Genomic DNA, 4,234 nt, shown 5'->3' on the forward strand with positions numbered 1-4,234 from the left:
CACGCTGCGGCTGCTGGAGATGGACGCCCTGGTGGTGCGCACCCCCGACCACCGGGTCACCGCCGAGGCCGTGCGGGCCGGCATCGAGGGAATCGACGTCTCCGACGTGGTCGCCGTGGTCTGCACCTCGGGCACCACCAACGCCGGCATCGTGGACGACCTGGCCGGCGTCGGGGCGATCGCCCGCGAGCACGGCTGGTGGTTCCACGTCGACGGCGCCTACGGCGGAGCCGGCGTGTTCGCCCCCTCGCTCAAGCCCCGCTACGCCGGGCTGGAGCTGGCCGACTCGTTCATCCTCGACCCGCACAAGTGGCTGTTCGCCCCGTTCGACTGCTGCGCGCTGCTCTACCGGGAGCCCGCGCTGGCCAAGGCGACCCACACCCAGGACGCGTCGTACCTCGACGTCATCCACACCACCGACCCCGCCGCCGACCAGACCGGCGAGTGGAACCCGACCGACTACGCCTACCACCTCACCCGCCGTGCCCGCGGACTGCCGCTCTGGTTCTCCCTGGCCGTGCACGGCATCGACGCGTACCGGGAGGCGATCGAGGTCGCCGTGGATCTGGCCCGCCGCACCGCCCGGCTGATCGACGACGCCCCGCACCTGGAGCTGATCCGCGAACCCGATCTGGGGGTCGTGCTGTTCCGCCGGGTCGGCTGGACGCCGGCCGACTACGACCGCTGGGCGCAGGCGCTGCACGAGGAGGGCGTCGCCTTCATCCCGCCGACCAAGTGGGAGGGCGAGACGGTCGGCCGCTTCGCCTTCCTGCACCCGCACACCCCGCTCGCGCTCGTGCAGGAGATCCTCGACCGCACCGCCTGAGCCCGCCCCACCGCCCCCGACCCGCGCGGATCAACAAGCCCCGAATGTGACGGGTGAGCAGGGAGTCGACGGGTTGCTCCGCGCCGGCGTAGACGATCCGCGCGGGCGGGCGGGCTACGGTCGGGGCATGCGGACCGTCCGCGGGCCCGGGGTCCACGAGTTGCTGATCCAGCGGTCCCGGTTCCGGTGCGCGCTGAGCCCGGCCGCGTCGGTCGAGGCGGCGGCCGCGTTCATCGACGCGGTCCGCCGCGACCACTGGTCGGCGACGCACAACTGCACGGCCTTCCGTATCGGGGCGCACGGCGAGCACCAGCGATCCAGCGACGACGGCGAGCCGGCCGGCACCGCCGGCGTGCCGATGTTGCAGGTCCTGGTCCACCGCGAGATCACCGACACCGTTGCGGTGGTCACCCGCTACTTCGGCGGGATCAAGCTCGGCGCCGGCGGCCTGGTCCGGGCCTACGGTCGCTGCGTGGCCGAGGCCCTCGACGCGGTGGGCACCCTCGATCTGGTGCCGCACACGGCCGTCGCGGTGACCGTCGGGCCCGCCGCGGCCGGACGGCTGGAGCACGATCTGCGCTCGGCCGGCCTGGAACTCACCGGCACCGACTACGCCGGCGACGCCACCACCTTCCGGGTCCTGGTGCCGACCGACGACCTGGCCGGGTTCACCGGATGGCTCGCCCAGGTCTCCGCCGGCGCCGCCACCGCGGTACCCGGAACCTCGGTCCTGCGGGCCGTGCCGCCGGGCCGGTGATCCGGCCGATCGCCCGCCCGGCCCCGGACCAGGAGCAACCCGGACCACCGTGGGACGTCACCACTACGATCAGGGCAGGGCTGTGATCAGCACGCTCGCATGCCCGCCGACCGCAGCGGTCGGCCCGCGACCGCAGGCGAAGGCCGGCAGGAGGTGACGATGGGCGTCATCCAGTCATTCGAACGCAAGCTCCAGGGCGCCGTCGGGAACACCTTCGCCCGGCTCTTCGGGGGCAAGGTGCAGCCGGCCGAGGTGGCCGACGCGCTCCAACGTGAGGCCGCCGACCACGTCGAACGCCAGGGCGCCGTCGCCGTCGCGCCGAACCGGTACACCGTCGCTCTCGGCCCCACCGATCAGCAGGGCCTGAGTTCGGCCGAGGAGAGTGTCGCCACCGCGCTTTCCGACATGATCCGGGAGTATCTGAGCCAGCAGGGATGGCAGACGTTCGGTGACGTGGCGGTCACACTCGAAACGTCCGGCGCCCTGCACACCGGGCAGTTCCGCATCAGCTCGTTCGTCGATCCTGATGTCGGTCGACGCGCATCGCAGGCAAGGGCAGGAGTGGGACCCATGAGTCAGTCAGGCGGCGACTACGGCCGTGAGCAGCAGGGCCGCCCCGACCAGGGCGAGCACCACGACCCCGGCCAGTACCCCGGGTACCCGCAGCAGTACGGGCCGCCCGGCGGCGGCGACCCGAACCAGCCCAATCCCGGGTACCCGCCCCAGCCCTACGACGCGCCCGGGTACGGGCAGCGCGGCTGGGACCAGCAGAACCAGCAGTGGGAGCAGCAGTACGGCCAGCAGGCCCCGCCCGGCTACGGTCAGGGACCGAACCAGTACCCGCCGCAGCAGCAGTACCCGCAGGGTCCCGGCGGCTGGGACCAGGGCGGGTACCAGCAGCCCGGCTACCCGAACTACCCGCCCGGCGGCCCCGCCGGCTACCAGCAGCCCGGGTACCAGAACTACCCGCCGGCGGGCCAGCAGCCCAACTGGGGCCAGAACTACGGCGTGCCGGCGGCCGGCCCGCAGGAAATCGTGGCGACCCTGTCCGTCGACGACGGCTCGGGCCGCAGCTACCAGCTGCAACGCGGGTCCAACGTGATCGGCCGCGGGCAGGACGCCTCGTTCCGGCTCGCCGACACCTCGGTGTCCCGCCGGCACGTCGACATCTACTTCGACGGGCAGTCCGCCGTGCTGCACGACCTCGGGTCGACCAACGGCACCACCGTCAACGGCTCCTCGGTGCAGACCTGGCAACTGGCCGACGGCGACGTCATCCACATCGGGCATTCCACCGTCGTCTTCTCGAGCCGGTACTAGGGACGCCCGGTAGAGCCAGGAACCCCACGGTGCCAGCCCTCATCCTCCAGCTGACCAGGATCGGCTTCCTGGTCCTGCTCTGCCTGTTCGTGCTCGCCGCGATCCGGGTCATTCGAGCCGACCTGCGCTACGCCGGCGAGGCCCGCAGCGACGGTGGGCGGCGTCGGGGGCAGCAGGGTGCGGCGGCACCGGTCCCGGCGGCCCGGTTGCACCCGGCGACGCTCGTGGTCACCGCCGGCTCCCTGTCCGGCACCCGGCTGCGGCTGGGTCCGGGGCCGATCCTGATCGGGCGGGCCGAGGACTCCACCCTGGTGCTCGACGACGACTACGCCTCCTCCCGGCACGCCCGGCTCACCCAGCAGGGCCAGGACTACTACCTGGAGGATCTGGGCTCCACGAACGGCACCTACCTGGACCGGGTGCGCGTCACCACCCCGACACCCGTCCCGGTCGGGGTCCCGATCCGGATCGGTCGCACCGTCATCGAGCTGCGCCCATGACGCATCGACTCGTCTACGCCGCCCGCACCGACCGGGGCCTGATCCGTGCCAGCAACCAGGACGCGGTCTTCGCCGGCAACACCCTGCTGGTGGTCGCCGACGGCATGGGCGGCCACGCCGCCGGCGACATGGCCTCCCGGCTGGTGGTCAACGCGTTCGTCCCGCTCGACCAGCGCGATCCGGGCGGCGACCTGGTCCGGGCGCTGGCCAAGGCCACCCGTGAGGGCAACCGGTCCATCTCCGAGGTCGTCCGGGAGAACCCCGAACTGGACGGCATGGGCACCACCGTGACCGCCCTGCTGTTCGACGGCGGCCGGCTGGGCATGGCCCACGTCGGCGACTCCCGCGCCTACCTCTATCGCGACGGGGTCCTGCACCAGCTGACCCACGACGACACCTTCGTCCAGTCGCTGATCGACGACGGCCGGATCACGCAGGAGGAGGCCAGCCACCACCCGCAGCGCTCGCTGCTGCTGCGCGCCCTCAACGGCACCGAGGTGGACCCGGCGCTGACCATCCGCGAGGTCGACGTCGGCGACCGCTACCTGATCTGCTCCGACGGGCTTTCCGGGGTGGTCTCGGCCGAGGTCATCGCCGAGTGCCTGGCCATCGAGGACGCGGGCGCGGCGGCCGACCAGCTCGTCCACCTGGCCCTCGTCGGCGGTGGCCCGGACAACGTGACCGTCATCGTCGCGGACGTCGTGGACACCGGCGCGGGTGAGGGACCGACCGCGGTGGCCGAGCCCGCCGACCCCGACGCGACCGGACCGATCGGCCAGCTGTCGTCGATCCGGATGACCGCCGAGATGCCGCGGATCCCGCTGCCGGCCA

At 72.8% G+C, this 4,234-nt stretch carries 5 protein-coding genes; all 5 read left to right on the top strand.

Annotation, left to right across the window (positions count from 1 at the left end; all coding sequences use genetic code 11):
- Positions 1–826: pyridoxal phosphate-dependent decarboxylase family protein (locus tag ACOJUF_RS15115; RefSeq protein WP_420122655.1), on the top strand; the 826-nt coding region annotated here is incomplete at its 5' end.
- A gap of 127 nt (positions 827–953) precedes the next feature.
- Positions 954–1,583 carry an IMPACT family protein gene (locus ACOJUF_RS15120; RefSeq protein ID WP_420122656.1) on the top strand — a complete coding sequence of 210 codons (630 nt, stop codon included), beginning with the start codon at positions 954–956 and terminating at the stop codon, positions 1,581–1,583.
- Between the two features lie 159 nt (positions 1,584–1,742).
- Complete coding sequence (locus ACOJUF_RS15125; RefSeq protein WP_420122657.1) at positions 1,743–2,903, top strand: FhaA domain-containing protein; 1,161 nt, start codon at positions 1,743–1,745, stop codon at positions 2,901–2,903.
- Positions 2,904–2,932: 29 nt separating this feature from the next.
- Complete coding sequence (locus ACOJUF_RS15130; RefSeq protein WP_420122658.1) at positions 2,933–3,403, top strand: FHA domain-containing protein FhaB/FipA; 471 nt, start codon at positions 2,933–2,935, stop codon at positions 3,401–3,403.
- On the top strand, positions 3,400–4,234 hold an 835-nt coding region (locus ACOJUF_RS15135), incomplete at its 3' end, for a PP2C family protein-serine/threonine phosphatase (RefSeq protein WP_420122659.1). The genes ACOJUF_RS15130 and ACOJUF_RS15135, both read left to right, overlap by 4 nt.

It is taken from the genome of Nakamurella sp. (assembly GCF_048594475.1).
Taxonomy (GTDB): domain Bacteria; phylum Actinomycetota; class Actinomycetes; order Mycobacteriales; family Nakamurellaceae; genus Nakamurella.